Source organism: Williamsia muralis NBRC 105860, assembly GCF_001598915.1.
In the GTDB taxonomy this organism is placed as follows: domain Bacteria; phylum Actinomycetota; class Actinomycetes; order Mycobacteriales; family Mycobacteriaceae; genus Williamsia; species Williamsia muralis.
This window is the reverse complement of record NZ_BDAP01000001.1, coordinates 617,435-634,860: the sequence shown is the minus strand read 5'-3', so window position 1 is coordinate 634,860 and position 17,426 is coordinate 617,435. Positions and strand designations below refer to the sequence as shown.

General features: G+C 64.9%; 19 protein-coding genes. 13 read left to right on the top strand and 6 right to left on the bottom strand.

Features of this window, described 5'->3' with window-relative positions:
- Positions 1 to 231: 231 nt before the first annotated feature.
- The gene (locus tag WIMU1_RS03140; RefSeq protein WP_370623742.1) at positions 232 to 1,395 is read left to right on the top strand and encodes a putative hexosyltransferase; all 1,164 of its coding nucleotides are present in this window, start codon (positions 232 to 234) and stop codon (positions 1,393 to 1,395) included.
- A gap of 8 nt (positions 1,396 to 1,403) precedes the next feature.
- Here the strand turns inward: WIMU1_RS03140 and WIMU1_RS03135 are convergent, their stop codons facing one another.
- The gene (locus tag WIMU1_RS03135) at positions 1,404 to 2,129 is read right to left on the bottom strand and encodes a TetR/AcrR family transcriptional regulator (RefSeq protein WP_062795096.1); all 726 of its coding nucleotides are present in this window, start codon (positions 2,127 to 2,129) and stop codon (positions 1,404 to 1,406) included.
- A 228-nt stretch (positions 2,130 to 2,357) separates the two neighbouring features.
- Here WIMU1_RS03135 and WIMU1_RS03130 point away from each other — a divergent pair, with 228 nt between their 5' ends.
- The 4 genes from WIMU1_RS03130 to WIMU1_RS03115 all read left to right on the top strand — a co-directional run bounded on the left by WIMU1_RS03130 (position 2,358) and on the right by WIMU1_RS03115 (position 6,898).
- On the top strand, positions 2,358 to 3,878 hold the full coding sequence (locus WIMU1_RS03130; RefSeq protein ID WP_255283861.1) for an MFS transporter: 1,521 nt from the start codon (positions 2,358 to 2,360) through the stop codon (positions 3,876 to 3,878).
- Positions 3,879 to 3,907: 29 nt separating this feature from the next.
- Positions 3,908 to 4,480 (top strand): nitroreductase family protein, encoded by a 573-nt coding sequence (locus tag WIMU1_RS03125; RefSeq protein WP_062795095.1) that lies wholly within the window; start codon positions 3,908 to 3,910, stop codon positions 4,478 to 4,480.
- A gap of 157 nt (positions 4,481 to 4,637) precedes the next feature.
- Positions 4,638 to 6,494 (top strand): 2-isopropylmalate synthase, encoded by a 1,857-nt coding sequence (leuA, locus tag WIMU1_RS03120; RefSeq protein WP_062795094.1) that lies wholly within the window; start codon positions 4,638 to 4,640, stop codon positions 6,492 to 6,494.
- Positions 6,482 to 6,898, top strand: coding sequence for an acyl-CoA thioesterase (locus WIMU1_RS03115; protein WP_084247973.1), 417 nt, complete (start codon positions 6,482 to 6,484; stop codon positions 6,896 to 6,898). Before leuA ends, WIMU1_RS03115 begins: the two co-directional genes overlap by 13 nt.
- Positions 6,899 to 6,922: 24 nt before the next feature.
- On the opposite strand, the gene WIMU1_RS03110 is transcribed toward WIMU1_RS03115, so the two are convergent.
- A complete protein-coding gene (locus tag WIMU1_RS03110) occupies positions 6,923 to 7,816 on the bottom strand; it encodes a LysR family transcriptional regulator (RefSeq protein WP_062795092.1) in 894 nt (297 codons plus the stop codon).
- Positions 7,817 to 7,868: 52 nt separating this feature from the next.
- Complete coding sequence (locus tag WIMU1_RS03105; RefSeq protein WP_062795091.1) at positions 7,869 to 9,206, bottom strand: cytochrome P450; 1,338 nt, start codon at positions 9,204 to 9,206, stop codon at positions 7,869 to 7,871.
- Positions 9,207 to 9,307: 101 nt separating this feature from the next.
- On the opposite strand from WIMU1_RS03105, the gene WIMU1_RS03100 reads away from it, so the two are divergent.
- Positions 9,308 to 9,964: a TetR/AcrR family transcriptional regulator gene (locus tag WIMU1_RS03100; RefSeq protein WP_062795090.1), complete on the top strand. Its 657-nt coding sequence runs from the start codon at positions 9,308 to 9,310 to the stop codon at positions 9,962 to 9,964.
- Between the two features lie 36 nt (positions 9,965 to 10,000).
- Complete coding sequence (locus WIMU1_RS03095; protein ID WP_062795089.1) at positions 10,001 to 10,594, top strand: class I SAM-dependent methyltransferase; 594 nt, start codon at positions 10,001 to 10,003, stop codon at positions 10,592 to 10,594.
- Positions 10,595 to 10,624: 30 nt separating this feature from the next.
- Here the strand turns inward: WIMU1_RS03095 and WIMU1_RS03090 are convergent, their stop codons facing one another.
- Together WIMU1_RS03090 and WIMU1_RS03085 are read right to left on the bottom strand one after the other, a co-directional pair.
- On the bottom strand, positions 10,625 to 11,047 hold the full coding sequence (locus WIMU1_RS03090; protein ID WP_307714126.1) for a globin domain-containing protein: 423 nt from the start codon (positions 11,045 to 11,047) through the stop codon (positions 10,625 to 10,627).
- Between the two features lie 38 nt (positions 11,048 to 11,085).
- Positions 11,086 to 12,309, bottom strand: coding sequence for an oxygenase MpaB family protein (locus tag WIMU1_RS03085; RefSeq protein WP_062795088.1), 1,224 nt, complete (start codon positions 12,307 to 12,309; stop codon positions 11,086 to 11,088).
- 175 nt (positions 12,310 to 12,484) lie between these two features.
- On the opposite strand from WIMU1_RS03085, the gene WIMU1_RS03080 reads away from it, so the two are divergent.
- The 6 genes from WIMU1_RS03080 (at position 12,485) to WIMU1_RS03055 (ending at position 16,137) form a co-directional block, all read left to right on the top strand.
- Positions 12,485 to 13,144 carry a TetR/AcrR family transcriptional regulator gene (locus WIMU1_RS03080; RefSeq protein ID WP_031331821.1) on the top strand — a complete coding sequence of 220 codons (660 nt, stop codon included), beginning with the start codon at positions 12,485 to 12,487 and terminating at the stop codon, positions 13,142 to 13,144.
- 71 nt (positions 13,145 to 13,215) lie between these two features.
- Positions 13,216 to 13,509 (top strand): hypothetical protein, encoded by a 294-nt coding sequence (locus WIMU1_RS03075; protein WP_023956550.1) that lies wholly within the window; start codon positions 13,216 to 13,218, stop codon positions 13,507 to 13,509.
- Positions 13,510 to 13,541: 32 nt separating this feature from the next.
- Positions 13,542 to 14,306: a lipase family protein gene (locus WIMU1_RS03070; protein WP_147431429.1), complete on the top strand. Its 765-nt coding sequence runs from the start codon at positions 13,542 to 13,544 to the stop codon at positions 14,304 to 14,306.
- A gap of 101 nt (positions 14,307 to 14,407) precedes the next feature.
- Positions 14,408 to 14,887, top strand: a complete 480-nt coding sequence (locus tag WIMU1_RS03065) for a DUF2975 domain-containing protein (RefSeq protein ID WP_023956555.1) — start codon at positions 14,408 to 14,410, stop codon at positions 14,885 to 14,887.
- Entirely contained in the window at positions 14,887 to 15,093 is a 207-nt protein-coding gene (locus tag WIMU1_RS03060; protein WP_023956557.1) for a helix-turn-helix domain-containing protein, read from the top strand. Before WIMU1_RS03065 ends, WIMU1_RS03060 begins: the two co-directional genes overlap by 1 nt.
- Before the next feature lie 105 nt (positions 15,094 to 15,198).
- Positions 15,199 to 16,137 (top strand): NAD-dependent epimerase/dehydratase family protein, encoded by a 939-nt coding sequence (locus tag WIMU1_RS03055; protein ID WP_062795769.1) that lies wholly within the window; start codon positions 15,199 to 15,201, stop codon positions 16,135 to 16,137.
- Between the two features lie 10 nt (positions 16,138 to 16,147).
- Here the strand turns inward: WIMU1_RS03055 and WIMU1_RS03050 are convergent, their stop codons facing one another.
- Positions 16,148 to 17,257, bottom strand: a complete 1,110-nt coding sequence (locus WIMU1_RS03050) for a GGDEF domain-containing protein (RefSeq protein WP_062795086.1) — start codon at positions 17,255 to 17,257, stop codon at positions 16,148 to 16,150.
- Positions 17,258 to 17,426: the final 169 nt, after the last annotated feature.

Below are 17,426 nucleotides of genomic sequence, written 5' to 3'. Positions count from 1 at the left end.
GGAGACCGCCGCCCACCGGGGCTCGGGCGGGCACGCGGCAATTGCTTTAGCGTGCTTCGGAACTGGCGGATCGGCCGTGCAACCGACAGCGCCCGCCCCGAGCGAGCGTTCGGCACTAGGATCGCTCAGGTGCTGACCCGAGCGAGATTCGAATCCGTCAGCGACCTCCTGTATCGACGGCGAGACTGGGTCGAGCCGATCGCCGCCTTCCTCCTCATCCGTCTGGTCGGCATGCTCGTGCTGGAGCGGTTCACGCAGCTGCGCGGCAGCAGCCTCGGCGCGGCGCTCTCGGCGTGGGACGGCAAGTGGATGCTCGCCATCGCCGAGCACGGGTACGGGGGCGTGCCGCTGACCCAGACCGACGCGCAGGGTATGCGTGACTCCGACACGCCTTACGCGTTCTTCCCCGGCTATCCGTTGCTCGCCGGGGCGCTGGACAAGGTGCCCGGTTTCAGTCCGCTGGGTGCCGCCCTCACCGTGAACGTGGTGCTCGGGTGCCTGGCCGCGGTGGGTGTCGCCCGGATCGGAACGCTGTGCGCCGCACAGATGCAGAACCGTGAACACAAGTCCCGGCTCGTGCCCGCACGCTTCACCGCTTGGTTTGCCGAGGACATCCAGCGGGCCGACGACGGCCAGGTGGTGCGCGTCAAGGCCGATCCGCGTCGGGCTGGGCTGCTGCTCGCCGTTCTGTTCGCCGCAGCGCCGATGGGCATCGTCTTGTCGATGGCCTACACCGAGGCGCTGTTCTGCGCGCTTGCGGCCTGGGCGCTGATCGGCGTGCTGGAGCGACGATGGTTGCTGGCCGGGATCTGCACGATGCTGGCCGGACTGAGCCGTCCGACCGCGGTGGTCCTGATCGTTGTCGTGGTGGTGGCTGCGGCGCTGCGATTCCGCGACGGACCGAGGGCGTGGGCGGCCATCGTCCTCAGTCCGCTCGGCTACCTGGGGTATCTGGCGGTGGTCTGGCACAAGACGGGCGAACCACTCGGCTGGTTCAAGATCCAGACCGAGGGCTGGGACACGCGGGTCGACTACGGCCAGGCCGCCTACGAGTTCATCAACTACGCGCTTGTGAACTCCGGCGAGATCGCGCCGGTGGCCACGGCCTGGATCATGCTGATCACCATCGCCCTGGCGTTGTTGAGTTTCGCCGAGCGGGTGCCGTGGCCGGTGGCGGTGTACGGAGCACTGGTGGTCGTATCCATCGGCGCCTCGAGCGGTCTGATGATGAGCCGCCCCCGACTGCTGCTCCCGGCGTTCGTCTTGCTGATCCCGATCGCGATCGGCCTGGCCAAACGTCGCGGGTCCACACAGATCCTGGTCTCGCTCGCGGTTGTCGCCTTCAGCTCATGGTTCGGCGCACACATGTTGACGGTCTATCCACACGCCATGTGACCTGCGCGTCAGTGACCATCACGCAATCTGGACGCCCTCGATTCGAAACCGTCGCACAGCGCGGCCACACCCTGGGTGAGTAGATGGCGGGGGTCGGTGAGTTCTGAATGATGCGTGCCGACCAGTGCTGCGAGATGGGGCGGCGGCTCGCTCTCGGGGTTGCCTGCCAGAAGATGCGCCAGTCCACTCTGACCTTGGTCTTCATCGGCGGCCCGGTCGAGCAGTAGTCGTTCGGCGACAGTGCTGAGCACCGTGCCGGCGATGAGGTTCCACAGGGTCAGCGCCATCTCGGTGGCGACCGCGGGGGTGACCTCGAGATCGAGGAAGGCGTCCACAAGCCAGTCGAGACAGTTCAGGCTCTGCGGGCCCATGCTGGTGCGCGGAGATGCGAAGGCCAGCAGTACCCAGGGGTGGCGCTGATACAGGGTCCAGTCGACCTCGGCCGCGATCAACGCCCGCTCGCGCCACGTCGCATCGTCGGCGGGCGGGTACGGGAAGCGGATGCCGATCTCATTCGACATCTCCCGCAGCAGCGCGTCCTTGTCGGCGATGTGCCGGTACAGCGACATCGTGCCGACGCCGAGCCGGTCGGCGATCTTTCGCATGGTGAGGGCGCTGAACCCGTCGGCATCCGCGAGTTCGATCGCGGCGTTGACCACCGCGCCGCGGGTCAGTTTGGCGGACTCGGGTGCCGGGTCGAGGCCACCGCTCACCGCACCCTCCTGTGCTGTCATCACATCTCTCCTTCGCCGCGTTCATTGTCCGTGTTCACGGCCGGGACGGTGAACAAAGCCCGAACGATGGAATAAACGCTTTGCGTACAACGTACTCTTATGCGTACGTTGTACTCAGGTTGATCGAGCCGCCACGAGCGGGCGATCGCCGTCCGAACACATGTAGCGCCCTCAACGCGGCCAACGCCGGCGTCCGCTCGTGTGTTCGCAGCGTGATTGGAGCACCCCGTGAGCATCATCGACAAACAGACCGATCCGCGATCCGACGCGAGCACCAGCCGCCCGGACCGCCGGACCTGGCTGGGACTGGCAGTACTGACGCTGCCGGTCTTTCTGGTGTCCATGGACTTCTCCGTCTTGTACCTGGCGATCCCCACCCTGAGCGCCGAACTCGCCCCCTCTGCCACACAGCAGTTGTGGATCGTGGACATCTACGGCTTCCTCATCGCCGGCCTGTTGATCACGATGGGCAATCTCGGCGACCGGTTCGGTCGACGCAAGCTGCTGCTCGTCGGCGCCAGCCTCTTCGGCGTCGCCTCGGCGATCGCAGCATTCGCTCCCGACGCGAGCGCGCTCATCGCCGCCCGCGCCATCATGGGCATCGGTGGCGCCACCCTCCTGCCCTCGAGCCTGTCGCTGATCAGCAACATGTTCCCCGACGCCAAGGCCCGGGCGAAGGCCATCGGCATGTGGACGGCGGCGTTCGCAGGCGGATCGGCCATCGGCCCGGTGATCGGTGGCGCCCTCCTCCACCAGTTCTGGTGGGGCTCCGTCTTCTTGATCAACGTGCCCGTACTGCTGATCCTCTTGGTCTTCGGCCCCCGCCTGGTCCCGGAATACCGGTCGCCCAGCTCGGCCCCCTTCGACGTCCTCGGCGTGCTGCTGTCGTTGATCGGCATCCTCCCGCTCGTCTACGCCATCAAGCACGGCGCAGCCGAAGGGTTCGACACCACCACGGCCGTCTTCGCCGCCATCGGCATTGTCGGAATGGCGTTGTTCGCCGCCCACGAGCGTCGAACAGAACATCCGTTGATCGACCTCAAGCTCTTCAAGAGTCCCGGGTTCTCCGTTGCGATCGGCAGCGCACTGACGGGCATGATGACCCTTGCCGCGTTGAGCTACCTGAGCGGCATCTACCTGCAGTCGGTCCTCGGACGCGATGTGCTGGAGGCCGCAGTACTCGGTATCCCGATGGCGATCGCCGTGGCGATCTTCTCGATGAGCGCTTCCCGCATCGCCGCGGTCATGTCGGTGCGCTGGGCGTTTGTGTTCTCGCTGCTGGCCGCTGCGGTCGGCAACGCAGGCATGCTCGGCCTCGGCGTCGACCAGGGCGTACTGGTCTACCTGATCAGCTCCACGCTGGCCGGTGTCGGCTACGGCGTGATCTTCTCGCTGGTTTCCGATGTCGCCGTGTCGTCGGTGCCTGCTCAGCGCAGTGGGTCGGCGGCCGGTCTCTCCGAGACCAGCTTCGAGTTGGGAACGGCGTTCGGACTCGCCGTTCTCGGTTCGGTGGCCACGATGGTCTTCCGCCGCTCCGGTGAGGGCAGCGGAGTCGAGGACACCCTCTCGCAGACACTCACTCAGGCACAGACCCTGGACCCGGGCGCCGGAAGTGCTCTCGCCGACGCCGCACGCAGCGCGTTCGTCGACGGCTTGCACATCACGTCGCTGGTGAGCGTGGCACTCTTGGCGGTGGTGGCCGCAGTGGTGGCAATCGTTCTCCGCGAACGCCGGCCGGTCACCGACTGATCCCCGCCCGGCCCAAGGAGCTGCTGCCCGTGCACCCGCTACTCGCAGACCGATGGAGTGCACGCGGCTACGACGCCGACGCAACCATGTCCGACGAGCATCTGCAGTCGATCCTCGAGGCGGGCCGGTGGGCGCCCACGGGTGGCGGTCGCCAGCCGGTCCGCTTTGTCGTCGGCCGCCGCGGTGACCCGACATTCGCCGGGGTCACCGAGGCACTCAAACGCGGGAACCAATCGTGGGCACCGGCCGCCGCAGCACTGATCGTCCTGTGTACCGACGACCTCCCCGACGACCCGAAAATGCACGACTACGCCACGCTCGACGTGGGGCTCGCCGCCGGTCAGATGATCGTCCAAGCCCAGGCCGACGGATGGAACGCGCATCCCATGGGCGGGTTCCGCGCGCCAGACCTGGTGCAGCAGTTCGACATTCCGGACTCAGTTCGACCACTACTGGTCCTGGCCATCGGCCGACTCGCTGACGCCGCTGCTCTGCCCGCAGACATCCGAGAGCGTGATGGCCGCGAACGCACCCGCCTGCCGTTGTCCGAGATCGCGTTCGCCGAGACCTGGGGACGACCATTGGTTCCGGACAACCGGTGAACCACCTTTGGACTTCCGCGCCTTCGGGAGTACAGTCACAAAAATGCAGCGCGTGCTCCTTCTCGGTTGCCGCGGCGGGGTCTGATCCAGACCGGCTTCCCGTCGCGGGATCTTTGACGCGCCGGTCTCATTCCCCCAACCCCGGAGATTGACCCTCATGCCTGCCGCCGATGCATTCACTTCCAGTTCCAGCCGGATCAGCGAACCCGCCGGACCCATTCCTTCCGGACAACCGTCGTGGAACCCCCAACGCAATTCCGCGATGCCCGCACATCGTTATCGCGCCTTTGCCGATGAGGTCGAGAACGTCGCGGTCCCCGACCGCACCTGGCCCGACAAGGTGATCGACCGCGCCCCCATGTGGTGCGCCGTCGACCTTCGTGACGGGAATCAGGCTCTGATCGACCCGATGAGCCCGGCACGTAAGCGCCGCATGTTCGACCTGCTGGTGCGGATGGGTTACAAGGAGATCGAGGTCGGGTTCCCCTCGGCCAGCCAGACCGACTACGACTTCGTCCGCGAGATCATCGAAGACGATGCGATCCCGTCGGACGTCACCATCCAGGTGCTGACGCAATGCCGGAACGAACTGATCGAACGCACCTTCGACGCATGTCGCGGCGCCGCGAATGTCATTGTGCACTTCTACAATTCGACGTCGGTGCTGCAGCGCCGGGTGGTCTTCCGCGCCGACAAGGCAGCCATCAAGAAGATCGCCACCGACGCTGCGCACAAGGTCCGCGCCGAAGAGGTCAAGTACCCCGACACCAATTGGCGTTACGAATACTCCCCGGAGTCGTACACGGGCACCGAGCTCTCTTACGCCAAAGAGGTGTGTGACGCGGTCACCGAGATCATCGACCCCACACCGGAAAAGCCGATCATCCTGAACCTCCCGGCAACCGTGGAGATGGCCACCCCCAACGTGTACGCCGACTCGATCGAGTGGATGCACCGTAACCTCGCCCGCCGCGACTCGGTGATCCTGAGCCTGCATCCGCACAACGATCGCGGAACTGCTGTCGCCGCTGCCGAACTCGGCTATCAGGCCGGCGCCGACCGCATCGAGGGTTGCCTGTTCGGCAACGGCGAGCGCACCGGCAACGTCTGCCTGGTGACGCTCGGCATGAACCTGTTCAGTCGGGGGGTCGATCCGCAGATCAACTTCTCCGACATCGACGAGATCCGCCGCACGGTCGAGTACTGCAACCAACTCGGTGTGCACGAGCGCCATCCGTACGGCGGCGATCTGGTGTACACCGCGTTCTCCGGAAGCCATCAGGACGCCATCAACAAGGGCCTCGACCAGATGAAGATCTCCGCGGACGAGGCCGACTCGGACATCGACGACATCCTGTGGCAGGTTCCGTACCTGCCGATCGACCCCAAGGACGTCGGCCGCAACTACGAGGCCGTGATCCGGGTCAACAGCCAGTCGGGCAAGGGCGGCGTCGCCTACATCATGAAGGCCGACCACGGACTGTCACTGCCGCGCCGTCTGCAGATCGAGTTCAGCCGCGAGATCCAGAAGATCACCGACGGTGAAGGCGGCGAGGTCTCTCCCAAGGAGATGTGGGACGTCTTCGCTCAGGAGTACCTGCAGCCACTCAAGCCGCTCGAACGAATCCGCCAGCGCGTTGACGCCGCGGAGGAAGACGGCGGCGAAGATCGCATCACAGCGACCGTGAAGGTAGACGGCAAAGAGAAAGAAATCACCGGCTCCGGCAACGGACCGCTGGCCGCCTTTGTCGACGCGCTGTCGACCGTCGGGTACGACGTGCAGGTGCTCGACTACGCCGAGCACGCGCTGACCGCAGGCGACGACGCGAATGCCGCTGCCTACGTTGAGGTTCAGGTCCGGGGCGAAACCGTGTGGGGCTGCGGAATTGCACCGTCGATCACCACGGCATCGCTGCGCGCAGTGGTCTCGGCGGTGAACCGGGCAGTGCGTGTGGCCGACGGCAGCGGGGACGCCGAATCCGGCGAGCAGGCCCCACGCACGTGGGCCCCGTAGTCGGTTCCGAGGGAACTCGTCCCACCTGGTCGGCCCCGGTGCGTTACGCCGAGGCCGACCAGCAGGGCGTGGTCTTCAACGCGCACTACCTGCTGTACTGCGACGAGGCCAGCGCGGAGTTCTGCCGGCAACGGGGAATCCTCGATTTCGGCGAGATGCTGCGCGTCAAGAAGTCGACGCTCACCTGGACAGCGCCGGCGGTCTGGGGTGAAGTGGTCGACGTCTATGTGACCTGTCCACGCGTCGGACGCACCAGTTTCACGATGTGTTTCGACGTCAAGGTCGCGGATCGGGAGTGCTGCACCGTCGAGACCGTGTATGTCCACGCCGACGAATCCGGTGCGCCACAAGCCATTCCAGATGACGTCGCGCAGATCCTGACCTCCGGCGCACCAATAGGGTAGTCGGCCGGCGGTTCTGCCGGATGATCATGCTCCGACCGAATCACCCTCGGCGACAAGTGCTGCAAGAAGTTGCCTCACCGCACCTCGCTGATCACCCATCGGGCGGCTCAACGCCTCGTATACCCGCGCGGCGCGCACCCCGGTGAGAACAAGGCGGCTGCAGTCCGGATCCCGGATCGAGAACCGGGGCATGAGCGCGACTCCGTGATCACGTGCCACCATCGACTCGATGACGCGGAAGTCGTTGATGCGGTGGGTGACTCGCGGCGCCACCCCGGTCGCCGCCGCAAGGGAGAGCAGCACGTCATCAACCGGGAACCCGCCGCGGACGCTGATCCAGTCCTCGTCCTCGAGTTCGGCCAGTGTCACCTCGCTGCGGCCGGCCAGACGATGACCACCCCCGACCACCAGGTCGATGGGCTCACGCATCACGGTTGTCACCGACACCCTCGCCTCGACAACCTGCGGCGCTCGCTCATCCCGATGGGTCAGGACAACGTCGAAGTCGGCCAGCAAGGCAGGCGCATCAACATATTTCACGTCTTCGTCGCCGGCGATCACCCGGATCCGACGATCGCTCATCCGGTTGAGGACACCCGGTAGCAGAAGTGCCGCTCCCGAGGGGAACATCGCCAAGCGCACTTCGCCGACTGCGTCATCGCGGTACGACGCCATCTCCGCCTCGGCCCGCTGCACAGCGGCGATGACCTCGTCGGCACGTAGTACCAACGCGCGACCGGCGTCCGTGAGACGAACCCGCCGGCCATCTTGTTCGAGCAAGGCAATCCCGGCTTCGCGGCCCAGTACCTTCAACTGCTGCGACACCGCTGACGGTGTCATGTTCATCGCCTGGGCCACGGCTCCCACGGTGCCGCGGTCTGCGAGCTGCCTCAGGATTCGTAGTCGCTGCAGGTCCATGTGGTCACGCTACACAGTTGGCGACCCTTTCTTCAGGTCTGCCACATCATTCTCAACTGCGGCGACGAACAGCAATCTGCCCTTTGCGGCGGGGAGCATAAGCGACGCCGCGACTGTGCCAACGCTCAGCAGGTTTCGTCGTGGGAAGCAGTTCGAACTTCTCCAGCACGGTCCGCAGGGTGACATCCATTTCCATGTTCGCGAAGGCCGCACCGATGCACCGGCGGGTTCCACCGCCGAACGGAAGCCATGCGGCGGACGGCTTGTGATCCAGGAATCGACTGGGGTCGAATCGATCTGGATCCTCGAACTGCTCACTGTCGTCGTGCAGTAGAGAGATGCTGACAAGCACCGTGTGCCCCTGCGGGATGCGCCACTCGCCCAACTCCAGCACAGGAGCCACCACTGTTCGCCCGGCGAGATCGATCACGGGCCGGCTGCGCTGCACTTCCAGGATCGTCGCCTGCCGGAACGCGGTGTCCCCCTCGTCGACCTCAGCGGTCAAGCGGGCCAACACATCCGGGTTGCGGCGCAATCGCTCGAACGCCCACGCCAGCGTGGTGGCGGTGGTCTCGTGGCCCGCGGCGAGCAGCGTCGCCAGTTCGTCGGCGATCTCCGTGGTCGTCATCGGCGACCCGTCGTCGTAGGTACTTCGCAGCATCAGCGAGACGATGTCGGTACGTTCGGCGAAGTCGGGGTCGCCCCGCACCGTGGAGATCAGGTCTTCGATGATCGAGTCGTATTCACGACGGCGAGCCATGAATCGTTCCCAGGGGTCGAACCGGCCGAGGTTGATTGCCGTGTTCGGCAATGTCGCGAGGCGCGAGCCCAATTCGACCATCGGCGGAATGATGCGCCGTAGTGAGTCGAGCTGCTCCCCATCGGCGCCGAACACCGCACGAAGAATCGCATTGAGCGTTATCCGCATCATCGGAGCCAGACTCTCGAACTCGCGATCTTCCGGCCAGGTAGCGGTCTCGCGCAGGACCTCTTCCTCGATGATCTGCTCGTAGCCCTTCACGCTCTTGCCGTGCAGCGGAGGAGTGAGCAGCTTGCGTCTGCGGCGATGGTCGTCACCTTCGAGCGAGAACATCGAGTGGTCGCCGAGGATCCGGCCGAGGTTGGGTTGCACGTTGCTCAGCACTCCGGCCGGTGTGGTGAACAGCTGCTTGGCCAAGTGCGGGTCCGATACCACCACCGTGTTCCCGAAGACCGGGATGTTCAGTGTGAACGCCGGCCCGTAGCGCCTGGCGAGCACCTGCATCGTCTGCCGACGTGCGGCGACGAACGCGAGTCCTTGCACGTGCCGATGGAGTCGTGGACCAGGCGGCAGGTGCACCGACGCCTCTGCCTGGCGACCGTCTTTCGTTTCTGTATGAGCTGGCCCCATGTTCGAACGCTCCCGTCTCGGCGCCGCCCGGTACTACGCCGTACCACTGCGACGGTACGCTCCCGTACCAGGCGATAACAAGGGGTCGTATCGTTGGATCGATGGCAACCAACCCGCAGTCAGTCGACCAACTGCAGCCCGCCGACGCCGGCGGGTCAGCATTCCGGGTTCGGCTGCTCGACGCGCTGGCCACTTCGATCGAGGTCCGTGGGTACCGGGCGAGCACCATCGCCGACATCGTCGGCATCGCCCGGACGTCGCGACGAACCTTCTACCAGGAGTTCTCTGGCAAAGAAGATTGCTTCATCGAGCTGCTGCGGCGTGCGAACACCTCCATGATCGATGAGATCGTGGCAGCTGTGGATCCGAACGCCGGGTGGATCACGCAGATCAGGCAGGCCATCGGCGCATACGTGAAGTCGATCGAGATGGATCCGGCCATCACACTGAGCTGGATTCGCGAACTCCCCGCCCTGGGAACCAGCGCCCGACCGGTTCAGCGGCACGCGATGGAAGAGCTGATCCGCACCCTTGTCATGTTGACGAGCACACCTCAGATGCGGGCTTTGGGCGTGGAGACGGTGTCGCGGTCGATGGCCACCTTGCTGCTGGGAGGCCTACGCGAACTGACGGCGGTCGCAGTCGAGGACCACAGGCCGATCAACTCGATGACCGAGACCATGGTCGAGGCCTGCATCGCCCTTCTGGGCCCGCGACCGGACGTTTCCCGAACACAGTTGCCGAAACAGCAAGAATAGTTGTCGAAAACAGCGGTTCGCGGCCATTGTGGAGACATGAGCCAAGAATTCTGGGACGAGCACTACAGCAGCGCCGAACAACTCTTCAGCAACAACCCCAATCCCGTCCTCGTCGACGAGGTGGCGGACCTGCCACCCGGACGGGCGCTCGACCTCGGATGCGGTGAGGGCGCCGATGCCCGCTGGCTCGCTGAACGCGGATGGCAGGTGACGGCCGTCGACATCTCGCAGGTCGCCATCGACCGCGCCATGAAACTGGGCGACTCGGACGCCATCACCTGGGTACGTGGTGATCCGCTCGCCGACCCGCCGACGCCGACCTCCTACGACCTCGTGTCGATGCAATATCTCCACAGTGTTCCCCGGTCCGACGGCGGCCAGACCGCCCGCGCGATCGCGAACGCCGTCGCGCCAGGCGGCACGCTGCTCATCGTGGGCCACGAGATCCGAGAAGGCCACAACTGGAAGGGAATCGACCCGCGGGACTTCTACGACCCACACGACTTCGCCGAACTCCTCGGCGACGAGTGGACGGTGCTGATCGACCGCACCCAGCCCCGGACGACCGCCCCTCCCGGAAACTCACACCACACACACGACACAGTCCTGAAAGCTGTTCGCTCACAGTAGGACTACGACATCAGGTTTACTGCCTCCCGGTCAGCCCAATCCATCCGTGCGCACGGGGTAGGCCTCCAGCATCATGCCGGCGACTGCTCCGAGTGCCTCGGACCACGCATCCGTCATGGCATCCGTCCACTCGGAACCTCCGCGGTCGGCCATGGTGGCGATCATCGTGGACGCGACCCAGTTGTACATCTCAGGCGTGACGCCCCACGATGCGTGCCTCTGGCCCAGCGCCCCCAGCGAGGCACGGAGCCACGTCGGATCCTCGAGGTGGTCGAGCACGGCGACGATGGCATCCTGGAGCATTCGCGCTTGCGGGCGGATGTCGCTGCTGAAAAGCGCTCGTGCCGAGGGGTATTCGGCGAACAACCGGTCATAGAAGTCGGTTGTGAGCCCCACGTCGTCGTCGGCGACCAGCATGAGGCTCCGCTCGAGCAACACCTTGTCCACGTTCACCCTCTCCAAGACTCCGGCGGATTATGCGCGCCGCGGCATCACTTGTAGTTCGGGTTGTTGATCACCGGTATCTCGATGTTGATCGGCATGCGGAGTTCGGAGGTGTAGAACAGGACGAACTGGCGCAAGAACTCGTCGAACAACCAGTACGCCTCTTCCGGGACGCCCACATCGAGAAGCCCTTCACGCACAGCCACAAACGGACCCCACGCGGTTTCGAGCAACGGCGTCCAGACGGGCTCCCGCGGAATCCGCAGCCACTCGGCCACCTGATCGCCGAGCATGAATCGGGTCAACGCACCGAGAATGGGCCGGCTGAGCAACGTCAGATCCAGATTCATACCCAGACCCAGGAGGATGTCGGCAAGCTTGATGCCCTCGGGTGTGGGCGCGAGGATCGGGTCGAGAACCTGCTTGGCCTGCGAGTCGGCCTGATCCCACGAGGCCGGGATGTACTGGTCTTGCACACCGAGCAGGTGGGCGGCCAGTTGCCAGGAATGCAGGAAGCCCTCCGATTCGGCAGCCGGGATCTGCACGTTCCACTTCTTCAGGTTTCGCATCACGGTGGTCGGCAAGCTGTGCCAGGTGACCATGATGTCGGCCTGGCTGATCGGGATGTCTTCTGGCGCAGACCCCGTCCAGTGTGGCGACTGCGGAAGCAGATGCCGAACCGCCGCGTGCGCGAGCCGCGTCTTGACGCAGGTGATCACCATCTCACCGTCAGGTTGGTAGGCATTGAGCGAACCGATGTCGTACCCGAGTTTCGCGGTCTTGGTGATGCGGTCCTTCATGTCCGCGCCGCCCTTGGAGTAGTACACCGCCCGCGCCTCTTTGGGGATGACGGTGCTCATCATGCCGCTGGCGAAGCCGTACAGCACACCCAGATAGGTGCCGCGCTTCTGGTTGAACTCGACCGCTGTGGCCAGCTTGCCCTGATCAGCCCACGACGGCATCTGCCGCGCGTACTCGATGAAATCCCGCAGATCATTCGGCAGGCCGGCGGGCAACGCCTGGCCGTTTTTTGTCCAGTGCTTCAACAACTCGTTCACGCGCGGCACCTCGCCGCGGTCGATCAACGACGCAACCACCGGATCGGCCTCGTTGTCCCACACGCCCCGGGGGTCGGCCCCGCTACCGGTTCCCGGCACCGAACCTGCCGGCGACCATGACCACGGGGTCGCCGGAACGATGACCGCCGCAGCGCCGGCCGCACCCAACACCCCGCCCGCTTTCAACGCGTTGCGCCTACTGAAGTTGTCCACGCTATTCACTCCCCGTCCGACCATGAATTCATTCGCTGATGCAATGAAACAATCAGCGTTTCTTAGTAACATGGTTAGCACAAAAGTGTTGCCGGTCACAAGCGGTGCAGTTTCCTCGTGCGACTCACACCTGTTCGAACGAACTGAGCGCCGCGAACCGGTACCGTCTTCGTCTATGGCGACGTCGAGCACCCGAGCGATGCTCGAACGCGCGTACAAAGACGCGATCAGACGGACCGACGCCGGTGACGACACCACCCGCACCCGTTTGCTCGACGCCGCCTACGAGCAGTTCAGCCGCACCGGTGTCCAGCGCACGTCCATGGAGGACGTCGCAAGGCGGGCCAACATGTCCCGCATCACGGTCTATCGCCGGTTCGCCACCAAGGACGCCCTGATCGAGCAGGTCATCTTTCGAGAGTTCCGGCGGTACTTCGAGCGGTTCCTCACCGACATCCGATCCGCTGAGACCGCGGCCGAGCGAGTTGTTCTCGGATTCGTGAGCTCCCTGCGCGCCATCCGCGGCAACCCGATGATCGGCGGGCTGATCGACGCCGAACCCGGCCTGGTCGCCGGATCGATGATCGGCGACGACGGCCGCATGGTCGCGGCGGTCCGCGAGTTCGTGGCGGGTCAGCTCCGTCGCGAGCAACAGGCAGGCAACGTCGACAAACAACTGAACATCGACCTCATCGCCGAAATGATGGTTCGCATCTCCGCGTCGTTCCTGACGATCCGCAGCGATGTCGTCGACCTCGACGACGACGAGCAACTCGCCGCGATCGCGTGGCAATTCCTCGTACCCATGCTCGATGTCGGTCGATTGCCGAAATAATCTGTCCGGCAGCTCTTTTGTAGGTCTTGTACTACGTCGCGTCCCGTCGGCGGCGCCTAGTATTGCTGCCCATGGACAAACATGTGGCCGGCAGGCTCGCAGACACCCACTTGGCCGAATGGGGCCGGCGCGTGGACTACACCGAACTCGCATGGGCGGACGACAACGAATCGACGACCAGCCGGGAAGTGGTCGAGGACGGCGTTCACTACACGGTCCAATCAACCGTGTGGCGTGAACAGGGAGCGAACGTCTACACCCTCGGGGTTCGTGTCACCGAGACCGGCCGGCGCTCGCTGTTCGGAAAGGCCGTGTCGCGGTTCGGTCGCAAATATCCCGATGGGAGGTTTGTGGAGGGGGCCTAGCTCTGACGCCGCCCGGCAGGTACCTTCCCTCCATGACTTCCACTAAGGGTGCCCTCACAAAACTCATGGGCGCGCTCGCGATTGCTTCGGTGGCCACACTCATCGGCTCCGCCACCGCATCGGCCGGGTCGACGCCGAGTCAGCCTCAACGCATCGTGCTGCTGGTACCCGGCCAGCAACCGGCCCCGGGAACCTCCAGCGTGGACCTCTTTCAGGACATGGCGGACGAGTTGGCTGCCGACGGGTACACCGTCGACACGGTCGACGTGAAGGGCCTCGACCTCTACGCGGACTCGCAGGCCATCCAGGAGTCGGTCGAAAGTGCCGCGGCCGGAGTCGAAGTGGAGAGCCTGTCGCTGGTGGCGCACAGTTACGGGGGTTTGTCGTCGCGCCATTATCTGAAAGCGCTGGGCGGTTCCGAGCGTATCGACGACTACGTCGCAATCGGCACCCCTCAGTACGGCTCGCCCGGTGGCTGCGTCCAATTGCCCGGATTCGGCTTCGACGGCTGCCCGGTGACCCCGTTCATCGCCGAACTCAACAACGGCGACGACACACCCGGAGACGTCGAGTACTACTCGATCAGGAGCAACGAAGAACTGGCCGACGGGCGGCTCGATGGCGGCCAGTGCAGGCTGGCCCCGATTCCGAACCTCGAGCATGCGGTCGAGCCCGCAGACGACCGCGTGATCGCTGCCGTCTCGAGCGCGTTGAGCGGCGGGTGTCCCGGAGAGTTCGTGAACGAACGTGAGGGCGAAATCACCTTGGCGTCAACGCTTTTCCCCGCGCCACGCTGAGTTCCCCAGCCCACCCATATCACCGACCCCGGACAGACCCCCTTGTTCGTCGCTCGGAACGACCTATTGACATTCGATGGATTTACCGTGATAGTCGATGCATGTTCAATGAACGCTGGGTCGTCACCGCACTGCGAGTCTTCCTCGTATCGCTCTTCGCAATACTGGTTTTGTTCCAAACCATGTCCCTGCCAGGACAATTCGCACACATGGCCGAGGAATCACCCGATCAGGCCTACCTGCGTTGGCCGGCGACAGCCGTCACCGTGTTCTGGGTGCTCTGCGCCCAGGTGGTCATCGTCTGCACCTGGAAGTTGCTCACCCTGGTGCGCAGCGACCGCATCTTCACCCACGCCTCACTCGTCTGGGTCACGGCAATCGTCTGGGCGATCGGCGCCGGTTGGCTCACACTTCTCGGCGTGTTCCTCTTCGTCGGTTTCAACGCGAACGATCCAGGCTTGCCGCTTCTCCTCTTCCTGATGCTGATGGGCGGGGCCGTCTTGGGCCTGTTGATGGTTGTGATGCGCGCACTGCTGCGCCAGGCCACCACGCTGCGGTCGGACATGGACGCGGTGATCTGATGTCGATCGTCGTGCGTATCGACGTGGAGTTGGCGAAGCGGAAGATGAGTGTCGGGGAGTTTGCCGAGCGCGTGGGGCTCACTCCCGCGAATGTCGCGGTGCTGAAGAACGGCCGTGCCAAGGCAGTCCGATTCAGCACCCTGGAAGCCATGTGCCGGGTACTCGAATGCCAGCCCGGGGATCTACTGGAATGGATCGACGACTGAGGGTGTCGCCGCCGGAGGGAGCCAGTCGCGCGAATCCCCGGGAACTCCATCGTTGGTGAACTATGTTCGGTGCTAGCCGAACTCGAGGTCGGCGAGGAGGTAGCCATGCGGGTCTTCGTAACCGGGGGCACAGGCGCCGTGGGCACTCGCGCAGTGCCTGCGCTGGTCGCGGCCGGACACGACGTCACTGCGATGGCGCGCGGCTCGGAGAAGGCCCGGATCCTCGAGCGCCAGGGTGCGCGACCGGTGCTGGTGTCGTTGTTCGACAGGCCAGGACTGACCGTTGCCATCGCCGGGCACGACGCCGTGGTCAATCTCGCCACCGCGTTACCGTCGACCGCCTCCTTCGTCCGACGGTCGGCCTGGCGCGAGTGTGAACGGGTGCGCACGGAGGGATCGGCAACTGTCGTCCAGGCCTGCCTCGACGCCGGTGTGCCGCGGGTCATTCAGGAGTCGGTGGTCATGCTCTATCGCGACGGAGGTGGCCGATGGATCGATGAGGACCATCCTGTCGATCATTATCCGATCACCAAGGGGAACCACGCCGCCGAGGCAAACGCCGCCGAGGCAAACGCCGCCCGATTCGCTGGTGCCGGCGGCCAGGCGATTGTTTTGCGCTTCGGCCTGTTCTACGGCATCGGCGCGGCTCACAGTGAGCAGATCGTGGCCCTCGCCCGCCGCCACATCGGCTTTGTGCCGGGCCCACGGGACAGCTTCATGTCGTCCATACACGTCGCTGATGCCGGCGATGCCGTTGCTGCCGCACTGGCATGTGCGGGCGGCACCTACAACGTTGTCGACGACGAGCCTCTCACCAAGGGCCAACACGCGCAGGCGTGTGCCGACGCAACGGGCGCCGCTGCCTGGATCAAGGGTCCCGGTCGCCTCGGCCTACTCCTGGGGGATCGGCTGACGTCGATGACCCGGTCGCTACGGGCGACCAACGCACGCTTTCGGGATGCGGCGAACTGGCAACCCCGTTACCCGAGCGTTCGCGAGGGATACGAGCAGATGGCGTGCGACCTACTGGCCGATCCCCACTGATCCCCGAGGGTCAGCAGGTCGCGTCATCGAGATCGGAATCGACCGAAACACCATTACCACCAAGCTTTTTCGCCTGGTACATGGCAATGTCCGCAGACCTCATCAGCGCCCTCAGGGTTGCCGTGCTCGGCTGCCGCTTGTTCGCCCGCAGCTGCTGGTGGGTGGCGACCGCAACCCCGACGCTCACCGTGATCGGATGTCGATCGTCCGTGTTGTGCAGCGTCGAACGCACCCGATGCGCCAATGCGATCGCCTGCTCGGGGGTGCCGACGAGCGTGATCGCGAACTCCTCGCCGCCCACTCGGGCGATCAGCGCGTGAGTACCGGCGACTTCCATCAGCCGGGCTGCGACGAGTTCGAGTACCGCGTCTCCGCCGCTGTGTCCGTGCTGGTCGTTGATCTTTTTGAAGCCGTCGATGTCGAGCATCAGCACCGCCAGCCCCACCGGGATCCCGCTGTACTGGAGCTGATGAAATCCCGCTTCGAGTCCACGACGATTGCGTAGCTGGGTCAGGTGGTCCCGGAATGCGTCATTGGCGTCCTCGCGCAGATCCAGCAGGCCCGACTGCATGATGATCGGCGCTGCCAGCAGAACCGGCAGCAATACCATCAACAGTGCCGTGGCGATGCCCTTGTCCGCGTCCGAGCCCAACACCACGCACGCGTAGAGAGCCAGCGTCACCGCCGTTGCGAAACTCAGGTGCCCGAGCAGCCACCGCGGACTGTGGAAGGCGGTCACATGTGCACCGGTCACCGAGAACAGCGAGCAACCCATCATCGCGATGAACAGGTCCGCGAAGGTGAACAGCACCACCGCGACGCCGACATCGGTGTAGACGACGAACAGCCGGGTCATCCACTGGCGGGGCCAGCGCCCGGCGAGCCAGACGACTCCGATGACAGCACAGGCGACCGCGAGTACGCCGACGAGGATGTCGATCGCAACGCCACCTCGGGGACCGGCAGGCGACGTCAGTGCACAGAAGGCTCCGACGCTGAAGCAGCAGCACCACAGCCCGACGGATATGCGATTGACTGCCAGCGTTCCACGCACGCGGTGATAGTTGACCGTCCACTGGTAGTCGAACGGCTGCCGCCACCACGAACGAAGAAACTCCACGGTGATGGACTCCCCCAGGTCACTACTGCATCGACGTACTGGCCGCCCCCCGACAGCCGTGATGTGTAGCAACGCTCTGCGCCCGCACCACCGAAAAAATCACCTGACTGTATCAACGCGGAACCGTGGAGGCCGGACCTTCCCCGATCGCAGACTCATCGGCACTCAT